The sequence below is a fragment of the Achromobacter agilis genome (genome assembly GCF_900496965.1).
Taxonomy (GTDB): Bacteria; Pseudomonadota; Gammaproteobacteria; order Burkholderiales; family Burkholderiaceae_B; genus Achromobacter; species Achromobacter agilis.
Genome location: NZ_UFQB01000024.1, coordinates 78,917 through 101,862, shown reverse-complemented (window position 1 = coordinate 101,862; position 22,946 = coordinate 78,917). Strand labels below are relative to the sequence as shown.

General features: G+C 67.3%; 25 protein-coding genes. 14 read left to right on the top strand and 11 right to left on the bottom strand.

What is annotated here, in order from left to right:
• Positions 1–124: 124 nt before the first annotated feature.
• The 3 genes from AGI3411_RS23750 to AGI3411_RS30185 are packed head-to-tail and all read left to right on the top strand — an operon-like array spanning position 125 to position 1,236.
• A complete protein-coding gene (locus AGI3411_RS23750) occupies positions 125–361 on the top strand; it encodes a DUF2917 domain-containing protein (protein WP_341867921.1) in 237 nt (78 codons plus the stop codon).
• Between the two features lie 19 nt (positions 362–380).
• The gene (locus AGI3411_RS23745; protein WP_129529784.1) at positions 381–1,034 is read left to right on the top strand and encodes a 2-hydroxychromene-2-carboxylate isomerase; all 654 of its coding nucleotides are present in this window, start codon (positions 381–383) and stop codon (positions 1,032–1,034) included.
• A gap of 43 nt (positions 1,035–1,077) precedes the next feature.
• On the top strand, positions 1,078–1,236 hold the full coding sequence (locus AGI3411_RS30185) for a hypothetical protein (protein ID WP_165359252.1): 159 nt from the start codon (positions 1,078–1,080) through the stop codon (positions 1,234–1,236).
• 22 nt (positions 1,237–1,258) lie between these two features.
• On the opposite strand, the gene AGI3411_RS23740 is transcribed toward AGI3411_RS30185, so the two are convergent.
• Together AGI3411_RS23740 and adh are read right to left on the bottom strand one after the other, a co-directional pair.
• Positions 1,259–1,636, bottom strand: a complete 378-nt coding sequence (locus AGI3411_RS23740) for a DUF779 domain-containing protein (protein WP_129529783.1) — start codon at positions 1,634–1,636, stop codon at positions 1,259–1,261.
• 65 nt (positions 1,637–1,701) lie between these two features.
• Entirely contained in the window at positions 1,702–3,231 is a 1,530-nt protein-coding gene (adh, locus tag AGI3411_RS23735) for an aldehyde dehydrogenase (RefSeq protein ID WP_129529782.1), read from the bottom strand.
• A 328-nt stretch (positions 3,232–3,559) separates the two neighbouring features.
• Between adh and AGI3411_RS23730 the strand changes: the two genes are divergently transcribed.
• Positions 3,560–5,458, top strand: a complete 1,899-nt coding sequence (locus AGI3411_RS23730) for a sigma-54-dependent Fis family transcriptional regulator (RefSeq protein ID WP_129529781.1) — start codon at positions 3,560–3,562, stop codon at positions 5,456–5,458.
• Here AGI3411_RS23730 and trpC read toward each other — a convergent pair.
• The 6 genes from trpC to rpe all read right to left on the bottom strand — a co-directional run bounded on the left by trpC (position 5,455) and on the right by rpe (position 11,169).
• Complete coding sequence (trpC, locus tag AGI3411_RS23725) at positions 5,455–6,243, bottom strand: indole-3-glycerol phosphate synthase TrpC (protein WP_129529780.1); 789 nt, start codon at positions 6,241–6,243, stop codon at positions 5,455–5,457. The two genes, AGI3411_RS23730 and trpC, sit on opposite strands and share 4 nt — an antisense overlap.
• A complete protein-coding gene (gene trpD, locus AGI3411_RS23720; RefSeq protein ID WP_129529779.1) occupies positions 6,240–7,271 on the bottom strand; it encodes an anthranilate phosphoribosyltransferase in 1,032 nt (343 codons plus the stop codon). Before trpD ends, trpC begins: the two co-directional genes overlap by 4 nt.
• Positions 7,272–7,283: 12 nt before the next feature.
• Positions 7,284–7,850, bottom strand: a complete 567-nt coding sequence (locus AGI3411_RS23715; RefSeq protein WP_129529778.1) for an aminodeoxychorismate/anthranilate synthase component II — start codon at positions 7,848–7,850, stop codon at positions 7,284–7,286.
• 60 nt (positions 7,851–7,910) lie between these two features.
• Positions 7,911–9,431, bottom strand: coding sequence for an anthranilate synthase component I (trpE, locus tag AGI3411_RS23710; protein ID WP_129529777.1), 1,521 nt, complete (start codon positions 9,429–9,431; stop codon positions 7,911–7,913).
• Between the two features lie 286 nt (positions 9,432–9,717).
• On the bottom strand, positions 9,718–10,425 hold the full coding sequence (locus tag AGI3411_RS23705) for a phosphoglycolate phosphatase (RefSeq protein ID WP_129529776.1): 708 nt from the start codon (positions 10,423–10,425) through the stop codon (positions 9,718–9,720).
• A gap of 15 nt (positions 10,426–10,440) precedes the next feature.
• The gene (gene rpe / locus AGI3411_RS23700) at positions 10,441–11,169 is read right to left on the bottom strand and encodes a ribulose-phosphate 3-epimerase (RefSeq protein ID WP_129529775.1); all 729 of its coding nucleotides are present in this window, start codon (positions 11,167–11,169) and stop codon (positions 10,441–10,443) included.
• Between the two features lie 90 nt (positions 11,170–11,259).
• Here rpe and apaG point away from each other — a divergent pair, with 90 nt between their 5' ends.
• From apaG to AGI3411_RS23675, 5 genes are all read left to right on the top strand, one after another.
• Positions 11,260–11,634, top strand: a complete 375-nt coding sequence (gene apaG / locus AGI3411_RS23695) for a Co2+/Mg2+ efflux protein ApaG (protein ID WP_039882644.1) — start codon at positions 11,260–11,262, stop codon at positions 11,632–11,634.
• Between the two features lie 36 nt (positions 11,635–11,670).
• Positions 11,671–12,969 carry a murein transglycosylase A gene (gene mltA / locus AGI3411_RS23690; RefSeq protein ID WP_129529774.1) on the top strand — a complete coding sequence of 433 codons (1,299 nt, stop codon included), beginning with the start codon at positions 11,671–11,673 and terminating at the stop codon, positions 12,967–12,969.
• Positions 12,966–14,135, top strand: a complete 1,170-nt coding sequence (locus AGI3411_RS23685; RefSeq protein WP_129529773.1) for a UbiH/UbiF family hydroxylase — start codon at positions 12,966–12,968, stop codon at positions 14,133–14,135. The genes mltA and AGI3411_RS23685 overlap by 4 nt, the downstream gene beginning before the upstream one ends.
• A gap of 165 nt (positions 14,136–14,300) precedes the next feature.
• Entirely contained in the window at positions 14,301–15,098 is a 798-nt protein-coding gene (locus AGI3411_RS23680; RefSeq protein ID WP_129529772.1) for a DsbC family protein, read from the top strand.
• A gap of 64 nt (positions 15,099–15,162) precedes the next feature.
• The gene (locus AGI3411_RS23675; RefSeq protein ID WP_129529771.1) at positions 15,163–16,119 is read left to right on the top strand and encodes a D-2-hydroxyacid dehydrogenase family protein; all 957 of its coding nucleotides are present in this window, start codon (positions 15,163–15,165) and stop codon (positions 16,117–16,119) included.
• Positions 16,120–16,287: 168 nt separating this feature from the next.
• Here AGI3411_RS23675 and ttcA read toward each other — a convergent pair whose 3' ends face one another.
• Positions 16,288–17,253, bottom strand: a complete 966-nt coding sequence (ttcA, locus tag AGI3411_RS23670; protein ID WP_129529770.1) for a tRNA 2-thiocytidine(32) synthetase TtcA — start codon at positions 17,251–17,253, stop codon at positions 16,288–16,290.
• Positions 17,254–17,255: 2 nt separating this feature from the next.
• Positions 17,256–17,615 (bottom strand): dihydroneopterin aldolase, encoded by a 360-nt coding sequence (folB, locus tag AGI3411_RS23665; protein ID WP_008164827.1) that lies wholly within the window; start codon positions 17,613–17,615, stop codon positions 17,256–17,258.
• Between the two features lie 124 nt (positions 17,616–17,739).
• Here folB and AGI3411_RS23660 point away from each other — a divergent pair, with 124 nt between their 5' ends.
• From AGI3411_RS23660 to AGI3411_RS23640, 5 genes are all read left to right on the top strand, one after another.
• Complete coding sequence (locus AGI3411_RS23660; protein WP_129529769.1) at positions 17,740–18,642, top strand: NAD(P)/FAD-dependent oxidoreductase; 903 nt, start codon at positions 17,740–17,742, stop codon at positions 18,640–18,642.
• Positions 18,643–18,782: 140 nt separating this feature from the next.
• Positions 18,783–19,751: a Bug family tripartite tricarboxylate transporter substrate binding protein gene (locus tag AGI3411_RS23655; RefSeq protein ID WP_129529768.1), complete on the top strand. Its 969-nt coding sequence runs from the start codon at positions 18,783–18,785 to the stop codon at positions 19,749–19,751.
• Entirely contained in the window at positions 19,752–20,417 is a 666-nt protein-coding gene (locus AGI3411_RS23650) for a 3-oxoacid CoA-transferase subunit A (protein ID WP_129529767.1), read from the top strand.
• Position 20,418: 1 nt separating this feature from the next.
• On the top strand, positions 20,419–21,117 hold the full coding sequence (locus AGI3411_RS23645) for a 3-oxoacid CoA-transferase subunit B (RefSeq protein ID WP_129529766.1): 699 nt from the start codon (positions 20,419–20,421) through the stop codon (positions 21,115–21,117).
• 34 nt (positions 21,118–21,151) lie between these two features.
• A complete protein-coding gene (locus AGI3411_RS23640) occupies positions 21,152–22,114 on the top strand; it encodes a Bug family tripartite tricarboxylate transporter substrate binding protein (protein ID WP_129529765.1) in 963 nt (320 codons plus the stop codon).
• Between the two features lie 5 nt (positions 22,115–22,119).
• Here AGI3411_RS23640 and pcaD read toward each other — a convergent pair whose 3' ends face one another.
• Positions 22,120–22,917: a 3-oxoadipate enol-lactonase gene (gene pcaD, locus AGI3411_RS23635; protein WP_129529764.1), complete on the bottom strand. Its 798-nt coding sequence runs from the start codon at positions 22,915–22,917 to the stop codon at positions 22,120–22,122.
• Between the last annotated feature and the right edge of the window lie 29 nt (positions 22,918–22,946).

Here is a 22,946-nt window from a genome sequence, read left to right as displayed (position 1 = left end):
GGACAGAAATGTCGCTTGAGCAATAGTACTCCGAGGGCGTTCAATAGGCCTCAGACGATGGATCAATGAGCGGTAGCCCTGCGATCCGCCGTGATCGCCGCCGCCGCGGCGCGGGAGGAAGGCCATGATCCAGGTATGTTGCACTGCGGGAATGTCATTCCGTTTGTCCGGCAGGTCGACTATGCTGCTCAAGCAGGCATCGGGTCTCCGCATCGTGTGTCGCGCCGGCACCTTGTGGATCTCCGAATACCGCCGCTTCGATGACAGCGTGCTGCAGGCCGGCGAATCCGTTACCGTCGGCAGCGATCGCGACGTCGTTCTCAGCGGCCTGCCGGATGCGCAGGTCGCGCTAATTTCCTAGGGTCCTTCCGGAGTTCGTAATGACTGCGTCCCTGCCTGATACGCCCCGCATCGAGATGTGGTTCGATTTCGCCAGCCCCTACAGCTATCTGGCCATCGAGCGCATCGACGCGCTGGCGCAGGACGCCGGCATCCGGGTCGATTTGCGTCCCTTCCTGCTGGGGCCGATCTTCCAGGCCCAGGGCTGGAACGACACGCCGTTCCGGCTCTTTCCCGGCAAGGGCGCGTACATGATGCGCGATATCGCCCGCCTCGCGGACAAATATGGCGTGGTCTACAACCGACCGCGCCTGTTTCCGCGCATGAGCGTGCTGCCCGCGCGTATTGCCCTCCTGGGCCAGGACGAACCCTGGGGCCGCGATTTCTGCGTGGCGGTGTTCCGCGCCAATTTCCAGTACGACCAGGACATCCAGGCCGAGGACGTGGTGCACGAGCTGCTGACGGGCCTTGCGCTGGACGCGGATGCGCTGATCGCCCGAGGCAAGTCCGAGGCCGCAAAAGAAGCGCTGCGGCGTCAGGTCGACCGCGCGCGCAACCTGGGCCTGTTCGGCGCGCCCACGTTTTTCGTGGATGGCGAGATGTTCTGGGGCAACGACCGCCTGGAAGACGCGCTGGACTGGACGCGCCGGCCGGCGGACGCCAGCGCCTGGACGCCGCCCGCCGCCCGCGCCTGAACCCAGGCGCCACGCAAGTTTTTCCTCAACGCTCCTTCAAAAAATGAAGAACGCCAGCAGTGCCTATCGCGGCGCGCCCATGCCGGGCGGCCGTTCGTTCACGCAATTCCGCGCCGCCCGCATCCGGCGCGTGTCGTTCCAGTGGAAGCTGGCCGAACGCGCGGATCCAACGGGAAAGCGCGACCCGAAGGGCGGAACGTAGCCTGGCCCTGACGGTTTCCGGCTTAGCCTCTCGTCACCGGCGCCACCCGCGCCCACTCATCGTCCGAATACAGCCGCGAGCGCAGCAGGAAGCGCTTGCCTTCGGCGCTGTCCAGCGAAAACGCGCCGCCCCGGCCAGGGACGGCGTCGATGATGAGCTGTGTGTGTTCCCAGTAGGCGAACTGGTCCTCGCCCATGTAGAACGGGCAGCCTTCCAGGTCGCCCAGCAGCACGTCCGAGCCGCCCACCATGAATTCCCCCAGCGCATAGCACATGGGCGAACTGCCGTCGCAGCAGCCGCCCGACTGGTGGAACATCAGCGGGCCGTGCTTGGCGCGCAGGGTATCGATCAGTTGGCGCGCTTCGTCGGTCGCGACTACGCGCGGCGTGTGCTCTGCCATGATGTCGTCCTTTCGGGCGCGCCAGGTCGCGAGGCCCGGCGCGCCCGCTGGTCGCGGGTTGGGGATCAGAAGAACCCCAGCTTCTTCGGCGAATAGCTCACCAGCAGGTTCTTCGTCTGCTGGTAGTGGTTGAGCATCATTTTGTGGTTCTCGCGCCCGATGCCGGACTGCTTGTAGCCGCCGAACGCTGCGTGCGCCGGATAGGCGTGGTAGCAGTTGGTCCACACGCGGCCGGCCTTGATGGCGCGTCCCATGCGATAGCACGTGTTGGCGTCGCGCGACCATACGCCGGCGCCCAGGCCGTAGAGCGTATCGTTGGCCAGCGCCAGCGCGTCATCGGCATCCTTGAAGGTCGTCACCGCCACCACCGGGCCGAAGATTTCCTCCTGGAACACGCGCATCTTGTTGTGTCCCTTGAAAACCGTGGGCTGGACGTAGTAGCCGCCTTCCAGCGCGCCCTGCATCTGCGCGCGCGAGCCGCCGGCCAGCACGTCGGCGCCTTCCTGCTTGCCGATGTCCAGGTACGACAGGATCTTCTCCAGCTGCTCGGTGGACGCCTGCGCGCCCAGCATAGTGTCCGCGTCCAGGGGGTTGCCCTGCTTGATCTCGCCGACGCGCTTCAAGGCGCGTTCCATGAACTTGTCGTACAGGGATTCCTGGATCAGCGCGCGGCTGGGGCAGGTGCAGACCTCGCCCTGGTTCAGCGCGAACATGACGAAGCCTTCGACGGCCTTGTCCAGGAAATCGTCGTCCTGCGCGGCCACGTCGGCGAAGAAGATGTTGGGCGATTTCCCGCCCAGTTCCAGCGTCACGGGGATGATGTTCTGCGACGCGTACTGCATGATCAGGCGTCCGGTGGTGGTTTCGCCGGTGAAGGCGATCTTGGCGATGCGCTTGCTGGAAGCCAGCGGCTTGCCGGCCTCCAGGCCGAAACCGGTGACCACGTTGATCACGCCCGGCGGCAGGATGTCGCCGATCAGTTCCATCAGCAGCAGAATGCCCAGCGGCGTCTGTTCGGCGGGCTTGAGCACCACGCAGTTGCCGGCGGCCAGCGCGGGCGCCAGCTTCCAGGCGGCCATCAGGATGGGGAAGTTCCACGGGATGATCTGGCCCACGACGCCCAGCGGCTCGTTGAAGTGGTAGGCCACCGTGTCGTGGTCGATCTCGGACAGCCCGCCCTCCTGGCTGCGGATGCACGAGGCGAAATAGCGGAAATGATCGATCGCCAGCGGGATGTCGGCGGCGCGGGCCTCGCGGATGGGTTTGCCGTTGTCCCAGGTCTCGGCCGTGGCCAGGCGTTCTAGGTTGGCCTCCATGACGTCGGCGATGCGCATCAGCATGCGGGCGCGCTCGGCGGCGGGCGTGGCGCCCCATTTGGGCGCGGCGCGATGCGCGGCGTCCAGCGCCAGCTCGATGTCGCGCTCCTTGGAGCGCGCGTTGCGGGTCAGGACCTGGCCCGTGACCGGCGTAACGTTGTCGAAGTATTCGCCGTCAGCCGGCTTCTGCCACTTGCCGTCGATGAAATTGTCGTACTGGGTCTTGAGGTCGAGGCGCGTGCCATAGGTGTCGGGGGTAACGCGGGTCGCGATGTCCATGCTTGTCTCCGGTATTGTGGGGGCGGCAGTCGGCTGCCTGACCTGTATCAAGCAAGGAGCGTGCCAGTCCGGGCTTCTCCGCTGGACAGTCCGCTTCCTGCATGCGAAAGTAGATTTTCAAGCCCGCATCGCGGGTGCGGCGCAGCGGGCGCGGCCAGGAAGCCGGCCCGTCGCCGGGCCGCCCCAAGGCGGGCCGGCCCCCTCGGGGGGCAGCAAGCCCGCGCAGCGGGTGCGGCGTGGGAGTACTACGTGGAGGTACTAGCACTGTCGCGTTTTGCGACAGTGTCGCGGAACAGGTGTCGCAGAATGCCTGTCCAAGGAGACATGCATGGCCACTCATTCCCGTCAGCACGCGCTGACGCAAGCGCGCCTGCTGTTCAACCAGCAGGGCGCCGTGCCCGGCGGCATGGTCGCCGAGCCCATCCTGCGATCATGGCGGCGCTGCGCCGACCTGGGCTTCGACATGCGCGGCGTGCGTCGCGCCGAACTCATGACGCAGGGTGAACTGCGCGAGGCCCAGCAGCGCAATGAGGCGCTGCGCCGCATGTCCGAGCCCGCCATGTCCTTGCTGCGCCGCCAGGCCGGCGGCAGCGGCAGCCTCGTGATCCTGTCCGATGCGCAGGGGCTGGTCCTGGACAGCGGCGGTGACATCGATTTCGCCCAGCGCGCCTCGCGCGTTGCGCTCATGCCCGGCGCGCCCTGGGACGAGGCCGCGGCGGGCACCAACGCCATCGGCACCGCGCTGGTGGAAGGCCGGCCCATCGCCGTCCATGGCGCGGAACACTATTTCGAACCGAACCGCATCCTGACCTGCGCGGCGATCCCCATCGCCGACGGCGAGGGCCGCACGCTGGGCGTGCTGGACCTGTCCAGCCAGGCGCGCGAGGTGCGTCCCGAGGTGTTGGCGCTGGTGCGCGCGGCGGTGGATATGATCGAGCACCAGTTGTTCGAGCAAGCCTATGAGCAATATGCGGTGCTGCGCCTGCACGTGGATCATTCGGGCCTGGGCATGCCGGGCGAGGGGCTGCTGGCTTTCGAGGGCGACCGGCTGATCGGCGCGAACCGCTGCGCCTTGCAGGCCCTGGGCATGGCCCCGACCGCGCTGGGCGTGTATCGCTATACGGATGTTTTCGATGGCGATATCGAACGCTGTCCCGATGCCGCGGGCAGAGTGCAGGCGCGCTCGGGGGCGGTCTACCACGCGCGGTTGCGCTGGCCGCGCGCTCGCGCCCGCCAGGCGCCGGTCCTGCCGGCGTTGCCGGCCGCCGATGCCGCGCGGTCCGGCGCCCCGAATTTCGACGCTGCGACGCTGGGCGCGCTGGCGCGCGCGGTGCACTTGTCGGACGCGGGCGTGTCGATCCTGCTGCAAGGGGAAACCGGTGTGGGCAAGGAAGTGTTCGCGCGGCAGCTGCACGCTCGCGGCAAACGGACATCGGGGCCGTTCGTGGCGGTGAACTGCGCCGCGCTGCCCGAAAGCCTGATCGAATCGGAATTGTTCGGCTACGAGGACGGCGCGTTCACCGGCGCGCGTCGCCAGGGCAGCAAGGGCTTGCTGCGGCAGGCGCATGGCGGCGTACTGTTCCTAGATGAAATCGGCGATATGCCGTTGATGCTGCAATCGCGCTTGCTCCGCGTACTGCAGACGCGTGAAGTGTCACCGCTGGGCGCGGCGAGGCCGGTGCCGGTGGATTTCACGCTGGTGTGTGCAACGCATCGTCCGTTGGCGCATGAGGGGGCCGATGCCCCGGTGCGGCCCGACCTGTACTTCCGGATCGCCGAATACACCGTGACGCTGGAACCGCTGCGTGCACGCGCGGACCGCCTCGAGCTGCTGCGCAGCCTGTGGGCGGCGCATGGCGCCGGGCCGGTCTTGCCTCCCGATATCGAAGCTATCCTGGACGCGTACCCATGGCCTGGCAACTATCGTCAGATGGTGGCCGTGCTGCGTACCCTGCATGTGCTGGCCGGGCCGGCGGGCAGGGTCGATGCCGATATGCTGCCCGCCGATATCCGCGGCGCGCAAGCCGGTGCGCCGCCTTCGGAAAGGGGCGATCCGGCCAATGCCAATCTGCAGGCGATGACGGATTCCGCGATCCGCGATGCGCTGGCCGCGCACGGGGGCAACGTCAGCCGCGCGGCCCGCGCGTTGGGCCTGCACCGCAGCACCTTGTACCGGCGCGCCGCGGCGCTTGCCTCGCCGCCACGTACGCGGCGGGGGACGGGCTAGCCCATCAGGCGCGCAAGCTCCACTCCCGGATCCTTGGCCCGCATGAAGGCTTCGCCTACCAGGAAGGCGTCGACCTTGTGCCCGCGCATCAGCTTCACGTCTTCCGGCGTGAGGATGCCGCTTTCCGTCACGACGCGCTTACCCGCGGGGATGCGCGGCAGGAGGTCCAGCGTGTTCGACAGGCTGGTCTCGAAGGTGCGCAGGTTGCGGTTGTTGATGCCGAGCAGCGGCGTCTTCATGTCGAGCGCGATGTCCAGTTCCTTGGCGTCGTGCACTTCCACCAGCACGTCCATGCCCAGCTCCATCGCCAGGGTTTCCATGTCGCGCAGCTGGGAAGGGGAGAGCGCGGCCACGATCAGGAGCACGCAATCCGCGCCCATCGCGCGCGCGGCGATGATCTGGTAGGGATCGATCACGAAGTCCTTGCGCAGGACCGGCAGCGGGCAGGCCGCGCGGGCCTGGCGCAGGTGGTCGTGGGAACCCTGGAAGAACTGCACGTCGGTCAGCACGGACAGGCAGGCCGCGCCGTGCACCGCATAGGAGGCGGCAATCTCGACGGGGTTGAAGGTGTCGCGCAGCACGCCCTTGGAGGGCGAGGCTTTCTTGATTTCGGCGATGACGCCGGCCTTGCCCTGCGAGATCTTGTCTTCGATGGCCTGGGCGAAGCCGCGGACGTCCTGGCGGGCCTGCGCCTCGCGCAGGACTTCGGCTTCGCTGCGCATCTGGCGGGCGGCGGCGACTTCCTCGACCTTGACGGCGAGGATTTTCGCGAGAATATCGTTCATTTCTGGAATTTCCGGGTATAGGCGCAGAATTCTTCCAGCTTGGCTCGCGCCGCGCCGGTGGAAATCAGTTCAAATGCTAGCGCTAAGGCTGCGGGAATGGAATCGGCTTTATTGCCTGCATAGATCGCGAGCCCGGCATTGAGCGCGACAATGTCGCGGGCGGTGCCTTCGACATTCTCGAGCGCCTCTATGACAAGCTCGCGCGATTGTTCGCGATTGGACACCTTGATGCTGCGGTTGGACATCATGGATAGCCCGTAGTCCTCGGGGTGAATCTCATATTCGAGGATTTTTCCATCCTTGAGTTCCCCGACCAGGGTGGCGCCGCCCAGCGAGGCTTCGTCCATGCCGTCCTTGCCGTGCACGACCAGCACGTGGCGCGAGCCCAGGCGTTCCAGCACCCGGACCTGGATCCCGACCAGGTCGGGGTGGAATACGCCCATCAACTGGTTGGCGGCCCCGGCGGGGTTCGTCAGCGGGCCAAGGATGTTGAAGATCGTCCGGACGGCCAGCTCCTTGCGCACGGCGGCCACGTTCTTCATGGCGCCGTGGTGGGCAGGCGCGAACATGAAGCCGATGCCGGTCGCCTGGATGCATTCGGCCACCTCTTCGGGCGTCAGTACGAGGTTGGCGCCCAGGGCTTCCAGCACGTCGGCGCTGCCGCTGGAAGACGAGGCGCTGCGGTTGCCGTGCTTGGCGATCGGCACGCCGGCCGCCGCCGCCACGAACATGGCGGTGGTGGAAATATTGAAAGTATGGCTGCCGTCGCCGCCGGTGCCGCACATGTCCAGCAGGTCTTCCGGGTTGGGCGTGACCACGGGCGTGGCGAACTCGCGCATGACCTGCGCGGCGGCGGTGATCTCGCCGATAGTTTCCTTTTTCACGCGCAGCCCCATCAGCAGGGCGCTTGCGATCTGCGGCGACATCTCGCCGCGCATCAGCATGCGCATCAGATGCAGCATCTCGTCGTGGAAGATTTCGCGGTGTTCAATGCAGCGCGTCAGCGCTTCGGTGGTGGAAATAGTCACGATGCTTCCTTCTTAGGCGAGGTTCAGGAAATTGCGCAGCAGGGCATGGCCATGCTCACTGAGCACGGATTCGGGATGGAACTGTACTCCGTACAGCGGCAGGGTCTTGTGGCGCACGCCCATGATGTCCCCGTCAGGCGCCGTCGCGGTTACCGCCAGGCAGTCGGGCAGGGTGGCGGGGTCGATGGTCAGCGAGTTGTAACGGATCGCCGTGTACGGGGTGGGCAGGCCGGCGAAGATGTCGGTGCCCGTGTGCGAGATCTGCACGGTCTTGCCGTGCATGATCTGCTGCGCGCGGACGATGTCGCCGCCATAGGCGGCGCCGATGGCCTGGTGGCCCAGGCACACGCCCAGGATGGGCGTCTTGCCCGCGAAAGCCTGGATGACGGGCACCGAGATGCCCGCCTCGGCGGGAGAGCAGGGGCCGGGCGACACGCAGATGCGGTCCGGGTTCATGGCGGCAATCTCTTCCAGCGTGATCTGGTCGTTGCGCGCCACGCGCACGTCCTCACCCAGTTCGCCGAAGTATTGGACCAGGTTGTAGGTAAAAGAGTCGTAATTGTCGATCATCAACAGCATTGTTTTCTCCTGTCGGGCCGTCCGGCGGCCCGGGGGGATCCGGGGTGGGCCGCAAGGGCCTCAGATGGGTTCGTCCAGGCCGTGCTGCACCTGCTCCGCCGCGCGCAGCACTGCGCGGGCCTTGGCCTCGGTCTCGGCCCATTCGGCTTCGGGGCTGGAGTCGGCCACGATGCCGGCGGCGGCCTGCACGTACAGCGTGCCGTCCTTGATGACGCCGGTGCGGATCGCGATGGCCACGTCCATTTCGCCGCCGTAGCTCAGGTAGCCGGCCGCGCCGCCGTAGATGCCGCGGCGCACGGGCTCCAGCTCGTCGATGATCTTCATCGCCTCGACCTTGGGGGCGCCGGTCAGCGTGCCGGCCGGGAACGAGGCGCGCAGCACGTCCATGCTGCTCATGCCGGGGTTCAGGTTGCCGGTTACGTTGGATACCAGGTGCATGACGTGCGAGTAGCGTTCGATGACCATGGTGTCGCTGACCTTCACCGAGCCCACCTCGGCCACGCGGCCCACGTCATTGCGGGCAAGATCGATCAGCATCACGTGTTCGGCCACTTCCTTGGGATCGGCCTTCAGTTCGGCGGCCAGGGCGGCGTCTTCCTCAGGCGTCGCGCCGCGCTTGCGGGTGCCCGCCAGCGGGCGGATCGTGATCTGCGACTTCGGCTCGCCGTTCTCCATCACACGTTCCTGGCGCACCAGGATTTCCGGCGACGCGCCCACGACCTGGAAGTCGCCGAAGTTCCAGAAGTACATGTAGGGGGAGGGATTGAGGGACCGCAGGGCGCGGTAGAGGGAGAGGGGGGAGTCGCGGAAGGGCTTGGCGATGACCTGGCCGATCTGCACCTGCATCAGGTCGCCCGCGGCGATGTGTTCCTTGGCGCGGCGCACGGCCGCCAGATAGTCTTCCTTCTTGAAGTCGCGCCGTTCTTCGGTCTGCATGCTGGCATGGCTGTACGGAATCTCGACCGGGCGCCGCAGGCGGACGCGCAGGTCGTGCAGGCGCTGCTGCGCGCGGCTGTAGGCTTCGGGCTGGCTGGGATCCGCGTAGACCATCAGGTAGATGCGGCCGGCCAGGTTGTCCACGATGACCAGTTCGTCCACGTGCATCAGCATCAGGTCGGGCGTGCCGCCCTCCATGCCCGCCGGAAACGGCTTCACCGCTGGGCCCAGGCAGGGCTCGATGTGGCGCACCGTGTCGTAGCCGAAGTAGCCGGCCAGGCCGCCGCAGAAACGCGGCATGCCGGGGCGCAGGGCGACCTTGAAGCGGCGCTGGTATTGCTCGATGAAGGCCAGCGGGTCGCCGTCATGGGTTTCGGCGACCTTGCCGTCGTGCAGCACTTCGGTGCGGGTGCCGCTGGCGCGGATCACCGTGCGGGCCGGCAGGCCGATGAAGGAATAGCGGCCGAAGCGCTCGCCGCCCACCACCGATTCCATCAGGCAGGTCATGCGGCCGGCCAGTGGGCCGGCGTGCGCCAGCTTCAGGTAGATGCCGAGGGGGGTGTCCAGGTCGGCATAGGTTTCGGCGATCAGCGGGATGCGGTTATAGCCTTCCGCGGCAAGGGCCTTGAATTCGATTTCGGTCATGTCGGGTCTCGTCAGCGATTGATTTGCTATCGGACCAGGCGCACAACAAAAAGCCCGGTCCAGGTTACTGGTTCCGGGCTTGGCTCTGTGTTTACACAGCTACGGCACTAGGCGGCATACGCGTCCAGGGCCGGGAGGGATCATCGCCACCCGGAAGACAAACGCCACCAGCGCCACGAGGCGCCAAGCATTTGGTTCTGGATGGAAACGTTCATTGAGCTGGTATTCGGTTTAGCGGTATTCGGTATGAATTCGCGATATGCCTGCCGCGAGCCGCCAGAGGCGTTCAAGAGCCGGTTTTTGCCGCGTTCTGGTTCTGATTCCAGAGCGCGACCCACTGGGCGGCGTCGACTAGCGTGTCAACTATACCATCGACATCCAGCTCGCGCACGTCCCTTCCTTCGTTGTAGCCATATGGCACCACCAGGACCTGCGTGCCGGCGCTGCGGCCGGCCTGGGCGTCGTTGAGGGAGTCGCCGATGGTCACGGCTTCGCGCACGGAGACGCCGAGCAGTTCGCAGGCATGCAGGACTTGGTCGGGATCCGGCTTGCGGCGCGCGCAGGTGTCGCCGCAGACCACTGCCTCGAAAAAGCCCGCCAGGCCCGTGCGCTGCAGCAGCGGCAGCGTGAACTCGGTGGGCTTGTTGGTGACGACCGCGAGCTTCAGGCCGTGGTCGCGCAGGTGCTTCAGGCCGTCGATGACGCCGGGGTAGACCACCGCCTTTTCGCCATTGACCAGGTGGTAATGCCGGAAGAACGCCTCGCGGGCGCGGTCGAATTCGGCGGGTTCCGGGTCGGCGCCGTCCAGGCTGCCCGCCAGGCTGCGGCGGACCAGGTTGTCCACGCCCTTGCCCACGAAGGTGGCCACCACGTCCTCGCGCAGCGGGGTCATGCCCAGCTCCACGCGCATGGCGTTGGCCGCGAAGGCCAGGTCGGGGATGGAATCGAGAAGCGTGCCGTCGAGATCCAGCAGCGCGGCGCGAAAAGCGGTCATATCGGCTCCCGGTCTTTAGATGGCAGTGGTTTCGCCGATGGCGATCTGCTCGCGCATGGACGTGATGATGCCGGCGTAGTCCGGCTTGCCGAAGATGGCGGAGCCGGCCACGAAGGTGTCGGCGCCCGCGCGGCGGATGTCGGCGATGTTGTCGATCTTGACGCCGCCGTCCACCTGCAAGACGATATCCTGGCCGCCGGCCTGGGTCCAGGCGTCGATCCGGGCGCGGGCCTCGCGCAGCTTGGCCAAGGCGCCGGGGATGAAGCTCTGGCCGCCGAAGCCCGGGTTCACCGACATGATCAGGACCAGGTCGATCTTGTCCATCACGTAGTCCAGGTAGGACAGCGGGGTGGCGGGATTGAATACCAGGCCGGCCTTGCAGCCGTTCTCGCGGATCAGCGACAGCGTGCGGTCCACGTGGCGGCTGGCGTCCGGGTGGAAGCTGATGTAGTCGGCGCCGGCCTTGGCGAACATCGGGACCAGATCGTCCACGGGCTCCACCATCAGGTGTACGTCGATGGGCACCGAGACGTGGGGACGGATTGCCGCGCACACCATCGGGCCGATCGTCAGGTTGGGGACATAGTGGTTGTCCATCACGTCCACGTGGATCCAGTCGGCGCCTGCGGCGACGACATTGCGGACTTCCTCGCCCAGGCGGGCGAAGTCAGCCGACAGGATGCTGGGGGTGATGCGGGTGGAGACCGATTGGGTAGACATGATGTTCGGGGTCGGGGAGGGCATAATGTGCCATTATTGCAGTTTGAGGCGCGGTACCGGGAATGGCCCGGTCCGGCGGGTCCGGGAACTGCGCCTGCTACACAGGGAAGGACTGTGAAACCTTACGACCTGAGCGTCTCTGTCTCTCCGCGCTTCGTGCCAGAACAGTCCGATCCCGGCGAACAGCAGTTCGTATTCGCCTATACCGTCCGCATCACCAATACGGGCGAGCATCCCGCCCAGGTGATCAGCCGCCACTGGATCATCACCGACGGCAACCAGCGCGTGCAGGAAGTGCGCGGGCTGGGCATCGTGGGGCAGCAACCCCTGCTGGCGCCGGGCGAGACCTTCGAATACACCAGCGGCTGTCCCCTGCCCACGCCGGTGGGCACGATGCGAGGCACCTATCACTGCGTCGGCGAGAACGGCATTCCGTTCGAAGTGCCGATCTCCGAATTCGTCCTGGCCATGCCGCGCACCCTGCATTGAATGGCCCGGCCCCCGTCGTACGTTTTTCCACTGTTCATGAAGCGCATTCTCAGTCTGTCCGTGCTGTCGGTATTGCTGGCGGCATGCACCACACCTTCCGACATCCCGCCTGAGTCCGGCCCCTCTGGAACGCCCGGCGCCCGCCTTCCCGCCGGCGGCCCTCTGGTGGTGCCGCCGCTGACGGCGCTGCCCGATACCCCGCCGCGCGCGCTGGCGGGCAAGTTCAAGCCCGGGACCTGGGCCGAGCTGCCCGGCTGGACCAGCGATGACCTGTCCCGGTTCTGGCCGCTTTTCCTGCGCAATTGCCGCGGGCTGATGCGGCCGACGTCCGGCAATCTGGCCGCGCCCGCGCGCGCCACGCCGCGGGCCTGGCAGCCCGTCTGCGCGGCCGCCGTGGATCCGGCCCGGGCGCCCACCGCCGGCGATGGCGAGGGCGTGCGCCGCTTCCTGCAAACCTACCTCCAGCCCTGGCGCCTGAACGCGGCCGACGGCAAGCCGGCGAGCAATACGGTCACGGGCTACTACGAGCCCCTGGTGCGCGGTTCGCGCCGCCAGGGCGGCAACTACCAATGGCCGCTGTACGCGGTGCCCGCCGACCTGCTGACCATCGATCTGGGGGCGGTGTATCCGGACCTGGCGGGCAAGCGCGTGCGCGGCAAGCTGGAGGGCAAGCGTGTGGTGCCCTATGACACGCGCGCCGCCATCGAATCGTCCGGACGCCGCCCGCCCGTGGTGGTGTGGGTGGACGATCCCGTAGACAACTTCTTCCTGCAGGTGCAGGGCTCGGGCCGGGTGCAGCTCACCGACGGTCCCGATACCGGCAAGACCATCCGTGTGGCCTACGCCGACCACAACGGCCAGCCCTACGTATCCATCGGCCGCTGGCTGATCGACCGTGGCGAACTTTCTGCGGACCAGGCGTCGATGCAGAACATCCGGGCCTGGGCCCAGCGCAATCCCAAGCGCGTGCCGGAAATGCTCAATGCCAATCCGGCCGTCGTGTTCTTCCGCGAAGAGCCCGTGGTCGACCCGGAACAGGGGCCGAAGGGGGCATACGCGATTCCGCTGGCGCCGATGCGCTCGGTGGCGGTCGACGCAACCTTCGTGCCCTTGGGCACGCCGGTCTACCTGGCCACCACCTACCCGGCGTCCGACCGGCCCCTGCAGCGCCTGGTGTTTGCCCAGGACACGGGCACGGCCATCCGCGGCGCGGCGCGCGCCGACTTCTACTGGGGTTACGGCGACGAGGCCGGGCAGCAGGCGGGGCGCATGAAACAACGCGGCCAGATGTGGGTGCTGTGGCCCAAGCAAGCCGGGGAGCCGACAGCAAGATGAGCCATCAGATCGTCGTTTGCGGGGCCGGCATCGTCGGCCTGTCCACCGCCCTGGCGCTGGCCCGCCGCGGCCAGCGCGTCGCCGTGCTGGCGCCGCGCGCCCATGTGCCGGCGGCCGATCCCGACCGCTACCATCCGCGCGTCTACGCCATTTCGCCCGCCAGCCAGCGCTTCCTGGCCGATTTGGGCGTCTGGGACGCCATGCCCGCTGCCCGGCTGATGCCGGTCAGCGCGATGGAGATCCACGGCGATGCCGACGGGCAGGTGAATCTCAATGCCTGGCAGGCGGCGCTGCCGCAGCTGGCCTGGATCGTCGAGTCTGGCGAAATCGAGCGCGTGCTGATCCAGGCCGTGCGCATGTTCGGGATTCCCTGGCTGGAAGACCGCTGCACGGGATACCACAACGGCGCCGTCGACACGGAAAGCGGCGCCCGCATCCAGGCGGAACTGTTCGTGGGCGCCGACGGCGCGGCTTCGCCGCTGCGCACCGCGGCTGGCCTGAAGCACGAGTCCCAGTCCTACGACGATACGGGCCTGGTGGTGCACCTGAACGCGGAGCGTCCGCACCAGGGCACCGCCTTCCAATGGTTCCGCGACGATGGCGTGCTGGCCCTGCTGCCTTTGCCCGACACCGCCGGCGGTCCGCAAGTCTCCATGGTCTGGTCCATGCGCAGCGAGCGCGCCCAGGCTTTGCTGGCCCTGCCGCCCGCCGAACAGGCCGCGCGCCTGGAAGCCCTGCTGGCCGACGCCGCCGAAGGCCGCCTGGGGACGCTGACGGTCCGCAGCAAGCTCCACGGCTTCCCGCTGACGCTGGAGCGCGCCCAGATGGTGGCGCCGGGCATCGCGCTGGCCGGCGATGCGGCGCACCGCCTGCACCCGCTGGCGGGCCAGGGCCTGAACCTGGGCCTGGGCGACGTCGAGGCCCTGGCGCGCACGGTCGCCGGACGCGAGCCTTACCGTGCAGCGGGCGACCTGCGGGTCCTGCACCGCTACCAGCGCGCGCGGGCTGAGCCGGTGCTGGCCATGCGCCTGGCGACCGACGGCCTGCACAAGCTGTTCGCCTCCCGAGCGACGCCGCTGGTCTGGCTGCGCAACGCCGGCATGCACTGGGTGGAGCGCGCGCCGCTCATCAAGCGCCGCTTGATCGCCGGCGCCTCCACCAACTAGCGCCAGGAAGCGGGCGCCTTCCAGCCGGGCGCCCGGCCGCCGTAGCGGGGTGGAACCTTGGACGCGGGCGGACGTCTGACTTTAAGACGGTTCCGCCGGGCCGGCCCTTGGGGGGATCGGTTACGCTTCCCCGGTAGAACACGATAGACAAGTACAGGAGTACTGATGAATTTCCGCATATCCGCCGTCCTGGCGGCTGGTTTCCTGGCCGCGGGGCTGGGCGTGTCCACGGGCGCAATGGCGCAGGACGGCAAGTCCGTCTCCACGCAAACGCCGGAGCAGCCCGCCAAGGGCGACAAGCGCTATTCGACGACCCAGGTGGCGCCGGCCGATCCTGTGGCGGATGCCGTCAAGGACCGGTTCAGGCAGCGTTTCTCGGGCATGGACGTTACGGCCGTGCGCCGCACGCCCTATGGCCTGTTCGAAGTGCAGCTGGGTATGGACCTGATCTACACGGATGAAAAAGTCACTTGGGTCATGGAAGGTCCGCTGATCGATGCCATGACGCGCCGCGACGTCACCCGGGAATCGCAGGAACGGCTCAGCGCCGTGACGTTCGACCAGCTGCCGCTGGACCTGGCCATCAAGCAGGTCAAGGGCGACGGTTCGCGCAAGGTGGCGATTTTCGAAGACCCCAATTGCGGCTACTGCAAGCAGTTGCGCAAGACGCTGGAAGAAGTGGACAACCTGACCGTCTACACCTTCCTCTATCCCATTCTGTCACCCGATTCCAAGGTGAAGGTGCGCGATGTCTGGTGTGCCAAGGATCCCGGCGCGGCCTGGGACGACTGGATGTTGCGTGGGAAGAAGCCCGCCACCGCCAATTGCGACGTGCCCGAAGACAAGCTGCTGGCCTTGGGCCAGCAACTGATGGTGCGGGGCACTCCCACCCTGTTTTTCGCAGACGGCTCGCGCACCAGCGGCGCGCTGCCCCTGGAGCAACTCAAAGCCCGCTTGAACTGACCGGCGCCATGCGCGCCGGCCGGGAGGCTGGCGCCATAGGCGCCACGCCACCCGGAGACAACACTTGAAAATCGCAATACTCGACGATTACCACGACGTAGCCCGGCGCTATGCGGATTGGACCTCGCTGGGCGGTGACGCCGAGGTGCAGATCTTCAATAATTTCATCCCGGCCGAACAGGTCGAGGCCGCGCTCGACGGTTTCGACGTGATCGTGGCCATGCGCGAGCGCACGCCGTTCCCCGCGCAGCGCATCCGCGCGCTGCCCAAGCTGCGCCTGCTGATCACGACCGGCATGCGCAACAACGCCATCGACTTGCAGGCCTGCGCCGAGCAGGGCATCATCGTCTGCGGCGCGCCCGGCAGCGCCGACGCCAACACCGCGACGGCGGAACTGGCCTGGGCGCACATCCTGGGCCTCTTCAAGCACCTGCCTGCCGAAGATGCCGCCATGCGCCGCGGCATGTGGCAGACGGCCATGCCGGAGCCCCTGGCAGGCAAGCGCCTGGGCGTGCTCGGCCTGGGCAAGCTGGGCACGGCGGTGGCGAAAGTGGGCCTGGCCTTCGGCATGGATGTGGTGGCCTGGAGCCCCAACCTGACCGACGAGCGCGCCGAGGCCGCCGGCGTGAAGCGGGTGGACAAGCACGAGCTCTTCGCTACGTCCGACGTCATCAGCCTGCACCTGATTCTTTCCGAACGCAGCCGCCACGTGGTCGACGCCGCCGCGCTGGCCGCAATGAAGCCGACCGCCTATCTGGTCAATACCTCGCGCGCCGGACTGGTGGACCAGGAGGCGCTGATGGACGCGCTGGTGAAGTTCCGTATCGCGGGAGCGGGGCTGGACGTCTATCCCGAAGAACCCTTGTCGCCCACGGATTCCGTGCGGGACCTCGACAACGTGATCCTGACTCCCCACCTGGGCTATGTCAGCCGCGAGAATTTCGAGGCGTTCTACCAGAACGCGCTCGAAGCCGTGCAGGCGTGGCACGCAGGCAAGCCGATACGTGTGCTGAACGGGTAGCAATACCCGGCGGGCGCCAGTGTCAGGTACTCGACGGTGAGGCCAGTGTCTGACGCCCTGGTGAGACGACCTGCCTATGCACGAAGCCCTCGCATCGGGTGTCTGACACCCTCTGGCCACCCGTATGGACCGCAGCAGCATCGCGCCAGGGTGTCAGACACGGAAGTCTCACCCCCGAGAGAACACCACCTTCTTCTCGATGATGGCGCCCGGCTCCTCGGCCTGGGGCGTATCGCCGCAGGCTTCGGCGCCGTCCTCTTCCGGGTCCACGGCATCGAACGCCGTGTCGCCGTTGGTGTCGGGCACACCGGTGGGCTTCAGGCCCGCGAAATCGAACAGATCCCGGTCCATCAGGTGCGAAGGCACGACGCGTGAAAGCGCGTTGAACACGTTCCACGAGCGGCCCGGGTGCTGCCTGTCCCATTCCTTGATCATCCGGCCGACTTCCTTGCGCTTCAGGTTTTCCTGCGAGCCGCAGAGATTGCACGGAATGATGGGGAACCGCTTGAGTTCCGCATAGGCGATCAGGTCGGTTTCCGGTACGTAGGCCAGGGGGCGGATCACCGTATGGCGGCCGTCATCGGACACCAGCTTGGGCGGCATGCCCTTGGCCTTGCCGCCGTAGAACAGGTTCAGGAAGAAGGTGCCCAGGATGTCGTCGCGGTGATGGCCCAGCGCGATCTTGGTGGCGCCCAGCTCGGATGCCACGCGGTACAGGATGCCCCGGCGCAGGCGCGAACAGAGCGAGCACATGGTCTTGCCTTCCTCGAGCACGCGCGTGACGATCGAATAGGTGTCCTGCGTTTCGATGTGGAAGCGCACGCCCAGTTCGGTCAGGTAGCGCGGCAGGATGTCGGCCGGGAAGCCCGGCTGCTTCTGGTCCAGGTTGACCGCGATGAGCTCGAACGGGAAAGGCGCGCGCTTTTGCAGCTGCAGCAGGATGTCCAGCAGTGCGTAGGAGTCCTTGCCGCCCGACAGGCACACCATGACGCGGTCGCCGGCCTCGATCATGTTGTAGTCGGACAGGGCGCGCGTGGTTTCGCGGGCAAGCCGCTTGGTCAGCTTGTTGCCTTCGTGGCGAGCCTTTTTCTCGTCGGCGCCGGTGAGGATGCCGGGGGATGCAATATCGTTCATGGTCAACGCGTGATCTGGATTTCCACGCCTACCGCCGCACAGTCCGAAAAGGCCATGGGCTTGCTGATGCGCAGGCGCAGCGCGCGGATTTCCTGGAAGTCGGCGAGCAGGCGCGCGGCAACTTGCTCGGACAGGGTTTCGATCAGGTTCACGTGGGCCTGCGTGCATTCTTCCACGATGGCTTCGCGCAGGCGGCGGTAGTCCAGCACGCTGTGGATGTCGTGGTCGTCGACCGAGCGCTGGATGTCCACGTCGAAGTCGGCGTCGACATGCAGGGGCTGGGTGGCGCGGCGCTCGTGCTCGAGGATGCCGATGCGGGCGTCAAGCGCGAGCCCGGAAAGGATGATGCGGCGTGTAGGCATGATGAAAACCTGGGTGGGGTAGGCGGGAATTGTAAGGCGGACGCGGGAAGGAGGCGGCCCGCTGGCTACAATCCGGCCATGTCCGGGCGTCCGCGAGGCGCCGGCGCAGTCAATAAGGGGTGAAATGCAACAGATGCACGATTCGGTCATTGTAGGCGGCGGCCCGGCTGGCGCCTCCTGCGCCCTGTGGCTGGCCAGGCTGGGCCTGTCCCCGCTTTTGGTCGAAGCCAGCGCCCGGCTGGGAGGGCTGGGCAACGACAATCCGTTCGCCGACGATTGGATCGCCGTGCTGCCGGGTGTCACGGGCCAGCAAGTGGCCGCCAACATCGACGAGAGCGTCCGCGCGGCCGGCGTGCCGCTGCGCCTGGAAACCCGCGTCACCAGGGTCCGGCCCTGCAAGGGCGGCATCGAGGCCACGCTGGCGGGTCCGGATGGCGCCGAGACGCTGGCGCGGGCGCGCACCCTGGTCATCGCCTCCGGCGTGCGGGCCAAGGGCCTGCCCGATCATCCGCCGGGCTCGTCGTGGCCCGGCGTGCTGATCGGACCCGGTTCGCCCATCGTGGCGCAGGACTATTCGGGCCTGTCCGTGGCGGTGCTGGGCGGGGGCGACAACGCTTTCGAGAATTACGTCTACGTGCGCAACCGCGGCGCCCGCGCCGTACACCTCTATGCCCGCAGCGTCCGCGCCCAGCAGCAATGGGTAACGCGCGCCGGCCGCGACGGCGTGCACATCGGGCCGTACAAGGTCGATCCCGCCGCCCGCAGCGTCGACGGCCGCCAGTACGACCTGATCCTGGTCTTCTACGGCTGGGAACCCCAGGCCGGCTTTGCCGACAGCCTGCAACTGGCGCGCGATGAGCGCGGCTACATCCGCACCGATTTCGCCACCGCCGAAACCAGCGTGCCGGACATCTACGCCGTGGGCGAGGTGGCCAACCGCATGCATCCCTGCGTGGTGACGTCCATGGCCGATGGCGTGGTCGCGGCCAAGGCTATCCAGCGGCGCTGGGAACGGGCCGGCGCGTAACCGCGGACCTTCCGCCGGCGGGCGCGGCGTTAAGCTCAGGCGAAGCCTCTCCTCCAGATTGGAGAATGGTCATTTGCCTGCGCGGCGCCCACACTCTGTGCCACAAGTTGATCGAACAATGATCGCATTGGGAGACAAGCATGTTGCACGCGCATCGCTGGCTGGCTGCCGGCGCGATGGCCGCCGCCATCGCAAGCCCGACCCACGCCGCCTGGCCTGAACGGCCCATCACGCTCATCATCCCGGCTGCGCCAGGCGGCACCACCGATATCTCCGCGCGATTGATCGCGGACAAACTGAGCGCCAAGCTGGGCCAGCAGGTCATTGTGGAGAACCGCGCGGGCGCGGCCGGGATCATCGGCGCGCAGGCGCTGGCGCGCGCCAAGCCCGACGGCTATACCCTGCTGATGGGCAACATCGGCCCCAACGCCATCAACTACGCCCTGTACAAAACACTGCCCTACAAGCCGACCGACTTCGCGCCGGTCACGCTGGTGATCTCGGTGCCCAACGTGTTGGTGGTGAACGAAGCCTCGCCCGCGCGCACGGTGGCGGACCTGCGGGCCGAGGCGCAGCGGGATCCGTCCAAGGTGTCCTTCGGCAGTTCCGGCGCGGGCCAGTCGCCGCACCTGTCGGCCGAGCTCTTCAAGCAACGCGCGGACATCGCCGGCACGCACATTCCCTACAAGGGTGCGGGGCCCGCGGTGGCGGCGCTGCTGGGCAGGCAGTTCACCTTCATGATCGACAACCTGCCCAGTTCGATGCCCTACATCCAGGCAGGCAAGCTGCGCGCGCTGGCCGTCACCAGCGACAGGAGGTTGGCGGAACTGCCGGACGTGCCGACGATGGCCGAGGCCGGCGTAAAGGACATGGTGGTCACCGCCTGGTTCGGCCTGGTCGCGCCGGCCGGCACGCCAGAGGCCGTCATCGACAAGCTCTACGTCGCCACGCGCGACGTCGTGCGCAGCCCTGACATCAGCGGCCGCTTCAAAGCCATGGGCGGGCAGGCGGGAGGCAACACGCCCGCGGAATTCTCGGTATTCATCGACCAGGAACGCGCCCGCTGGAAGCAGATCGTGGACACGGCCGGATTGGTGCAGGAGCAATAAGTGATCGACAAGATTCAAGCATCCATGGCCGAGGTCGTGGCGGTGATTCCCGATGGCGCGTCGGTGCTGGTGGGCGGCTTCGGCGAGGCGGGCGTGCCCTACGAACTGCTGCACTGCCTGGCGGAGCTGGGGCGGCGCGACCTCACCATCATCTCGAACAACGCGGGCACGTTCGAACGCGGTATCGCCGCGCTGCTGATCCGCAAGCAAGTGCGCAAGATCATCTGCTCTCATCCGCGTCCTCCCAACTCCGAGGCGTTCGCGCGCGCCTACCGCGCGGGCGAGGTCGAACTGGAATGCGTGCCGCAGGGCACGCTGGCCGAACGCCTGCGCGCCGCGGGCGCGGGATTGGGGCCGTTCTATACGCCCACCGGCTACGGCACCGAACTGGCCGAAGGCCGTCGCCAGGAAGTGATCGACGGCGTGGGCTATGTGCTGGAACAACCGCTGCGGGGGGATTACGCACTGATCCGCGCGCATCTGGGCGACCGCTGGGGCAACCTCATGTACCGGCACGCCGCGCGCAATTTCAACCCGGTGATGTGCATGGCCGCAGCCCACGCCATCGCGCAGGTCGATGAGGTGGTGCCGCTGGGCGCTTTCGTGCCCGAGCAGGTCATGACGCCGGGCATCTTCGTGAAGTCCGTCGTGCGGGTGGAGGCCTGACATGCAAGAAACCATCGGCTTGACCCGGCAGCAGATCGCGCAGCTGCTGGCCAGCGATATTCCGGACGGATCCATCGTCAACCTGGGCATCGGCATGCCGACCCTGGTGGGCGACTACCTCCCGCCCGACAAGGACATTCTCCTGCACAGCGAAAACGGCATCCTGGGCATGGGGCCCGCTGCCAGCGGCGAGGCGGTGGATACAGACCTGATCAACGCCAGCCGCCAGCCGATCACGCTGCGGGAAGGCGCGTCGATCACCGAGCACACCATCTCCTTCGCCATGATGCGCGGCGGCCATCTCGACTACGCCGTGCTGGGGGCGTTTCAGGTGTCGGAACGAGGCGACCTGGCCAACTGGAAGACCGATGCGGGCGACGCCATTCCCGCCGTGGGCGGCGCGATGGACCTGGCCGTGGGCGCCCGGCAAGTGCTGGTCACGATGGAGCATCGCGGCCGCGACGGTACGCCGAAATTGCTGAGGCAATGCACCTATCCGCTGACGGGCAAGGGCGTGGTGACGCGCATCTATACCGACCTGGCGGTGATCGACGTGACGCCGCAAGGCCTGAGCGTCCACGCCATGCATTCCGGCATCGACGAAGCTTTCCTGCGCTCGGCCACCGGGGCGCCGCTGCAGTTTCCGGCAGCGCCTCGCCGCATCGTGGTGGATGCCGCGGGCACGCCCCGCTACGCCTGACGCTTTGCGCCCGAACCGGGCCAAGGAGATTCTGATGATCCGTTCCCTACTGGCCGCAGCCACGCTTGGCGTCGTGTGCCTGGGCGCCGCGCAGGCCGCGCCCGCGTATCCCGATAAGCCAATCACCTTGCTGATCCCTTATCCGCCCGGCGGCAGCGCGGACATGCTGGCGCGCCCATTGGGCGCGGAGCTGCAGAAGAAGTGGGGCCAGCCCGTGGTGCTGGAATACAAGCCGGGCGCGGGCGGAACGATCGCGTCCGCGCAGCTGGCGCGCGCCAAGCCCGATGGCTACACCCTGCTGATGGTGCTGGCAGCCCACACGATCAATCCCAGCCTGTATCCGTCGCTGCCGTACGATACGCGCCGCGATTTCGCGCCGGTATCGCTGGTGGCCACCTTGCCGATGCTGGTGGCGGCGCCCCTGAGCACGCCGGCCAATACCGTGGGCGAACTGATCGCCTACGGCAAGAGCCACCCCGGCAAGCTCAGCTTCGCGTCCGCGGGCAACGGCAACACTAGCCACCTGGCCGCCGAGATGTTCAAGAACCAGACTGGCACGGACATGATGCACGTGCCCTATAAGGGCAGCGGTCCGGCCGTGGTGGCGCTGTTGGGCGGCGAGGTGTCGCTGATGTTCGACAGCATTTCTACGTCGCTGCCGCAGGTGCGGGCGGGGAAGCTGAAGGCCATCGCCGTGACGGGAGAGCGGCGCTCTCCCTTGCTGCCCGATGTGCCGACGGTGGCCGAAAGCGTGCCGGGGTTCGTGGTGAACGGCTGGTACGGCGTGCTGGCGCCGGCGGGCACGCCGCCCGACATTGTCGATGCCCTGAGCCGAGGCATTGCCGAAGCGTTGGCGGTGCCCGCCTTGAAGCAGCAGGTGCAGGGATACGGCTATGAAACCGTGGGCTCCACCCCGGCCGAGTTCGCCAGTCACATCGACCGCGAACTCGTCACCTGGAAGCGGGCGGTCGAAACCTCCGGCGCCAAGCTGAACTAGCTGATTCAGGCCGCCAGCAGGAATTCCAGCACGGCGGTCTCGAACGCCTGCGGCAATTCGATATTCGACAGATGTACGGCGGGCAGGACCACCAGCCTGGCGCCCGGGATGGTGGCGGCCATCTGTTCGCCATGGCTGGCCGCCGTTACCGTGTCGTGCAGGCCGGCGATGACCAGCGAGGGATTGGGGATCAGGGCGATGGTCCGGCGCAGGTCGGCGTCCCGCACGGCCGCGAACGCGCCCGCCAGGCCATGCTTGTCGGTGCGCAGCAGCATGCCGCGAAACTTCTCCACGGCGGGGCCGCCGGCCTCGAGCATGGCGGCCGGGAACCAGTTCTGCAAGAAGATCTCGGCGGTTTCCGTTATGTCGCTCGCCTGCAGCGTGGCGGCGATCCGCTCGTCCCATTGCGGCGCGGGGCCCAGGTAGGAAGACGAGTTGCTCAGGATGAGGCGTTCGATCCGTTCTGGGGCGTGTACGCCCAGCCATTGTCCGATGATGCCGCCCAGCGACAGCCCCAGGAAATGCGCGCTGGCGATGCCCAGCCCGTCCAGCAGTTCCACCACGTCGCGGCCCAGGCGGTCCAGCGAATACGGGCCCGCCGGCACGCTGGATGCGCCGTGGCCGCGGGTATCGTAGCGCAGCACGCGGAAGTGGCGGGTCAGCGCCGGAATCTGGGCATCCCACATGTGCAGCGTGGTGCCGATGGAGTTCGACAGCACCAGCGTGGGCAGGCTGGCGTCTCCGTCGAAGCGGTAGGCAATGCGGGCGCCGTCGCCCGTGGTGAAGAAGGATGTGCTCTGCATGATGGATCTGCCTCGCGGTGGATGGGGTA